This is a genomic window from Bradyrhizobium sp. SHOUNA76 (assembly GCF_023006445.1).
Lineage (GTDB): Bacteria > Pseudomonadota > Alphaproteobacteria > Rhizobiales > Xanthobacteraceae > Bradyrhizobium.
The window spans coordinates 1-1409 of the sequence record NZ_JALBHA010000882.1 but is presented as its reverse complement, the minus strand read 5'-3'; the positions used below and the strand labels follow the sequence as shown (position 1 = coordinate 1409).

The 1409-nt window shown below is 66.1% G+C and carries 1 protein-coding gene; it reads left to right on the top strand.

Annotated features, from left to right (window positions below):
• On the top strand, window positions 1-1409 hold a 1409-nt coding region (locus tag MOV74_RS38210), incomplete at both ends, for an efflux RND transporter permease subunit (protein ID WP_246932688.1).

Genomic DNA, 1409 nt, shown 5'->3' with positions numbered 1-1409 from the left:
GCCGAGGTCCGCCGCGGCTACGAGGATCCTCCCACCTACATCATCAGGCACCAGGGTGAGCCCACCATCATGCTCGCAGCGGTGATGCAGGAGGGCTGGAATGGTCTGGCGCTCGGCAAGGCGCTGGAGGAGAGGTCCGCAGCCATCGCCCGGACGCTGCCGCTCGGGATGTCCCTGGCCAAGGTCAGCGACCAGGCCGTCAACATCACCTCGGCGGTCGACGAGTTCATGATGAAGTTCGCAATGGCGCTCGGCGTGGTGCTGCTGGTGAGCCTGCTCAGCCTCGGCTGGCGCGTCGGCATCGTGGTCGCGGCTGCCGTTCCCCTGACGCTCGCCGTCGTGTTCCTGATCATGCTGGAGACCGGCCGGTTCTTCGACCGCATCACGCTCGGCGCCCTGATCCTGGCACTCGGCCTCCTCGTCGACGACGCCATCATCGCGATCGAGGTGATGGTGGTGAAGATGGAAGAGGGCATGGACCGCATCTCGGCGGCCGCCTATGCGTGGAGCCACACCGCGGCGCCGATGCTGTCGGGAACGCTGGTGACGATCGCAGGCTTTTTGCCGGTGGGTTTCGCCCGCTCCACCGCCGGCGAATATGCCGGCAACATCTTCTGGGTCGTGGGCTTTGCCCTCATCGTCTCCTGGATCGTCGCGGTGATCTTCACGCCCTATCTCGGCGTCAAGATGCTGCCCGCGATCAAGCCGGTCGAAGGCGGTCACCACGCCATCTACGGCACGCCCAATTATCAGCGCCTGCGCGGGCTCATCACCTTCGCGGTCCGCCACAAGTTCGTGACCTGCAGCGTCGTCGCCGTCGCCTTCGCGCTTTCCGTCGTCGGCATGGGCGGCGTCAAGCAGCAGTTCTTCCCGACCTCCGACCGCCCGGAAGTGCTGGTGGAGGTTCGTCTGCCGGAAGGCACCAGCATCGAGACGACGACCGCCACCGTCGAGAAGCTCGAGGGCTGGCTGCACGATCAATCCGAGGCCAAGATCATCACGAGCTATGTCGGTCAGGGTGCGCCGCGCTTCTTCTTCGCGATGGCGCCCGAGCTGCCCGATCCGGCCTTCGCCAAGATCGTGGTCCTGACGCCTGATGCGGAAGCGCGCGAGGTTTTGAAGCACCGGCTCCGACAGGCCGTGTCGCAGGGCCTTGCAGCCGAGGCCAATGTGCGCGTCACCCAGCTCGTGTTCGGACCCTACACGCCGTTCCCGGTGGAGTTCCGGGTCATGGGACCCGATCCCGCGCAATTGTATGCGATCTCTCAAAAGGCCCTCGAGATCATGCGCGGCGTTCCGGACGCGCGGCAGGCAAATCGGGATTGGGGCGATCGCACGCCCGTGCTTCGCTTCGTCCCGGATCAGGACCGGCTGAACCTGATCGGCCTGTCGCCGGCCGAGGTGGCCCG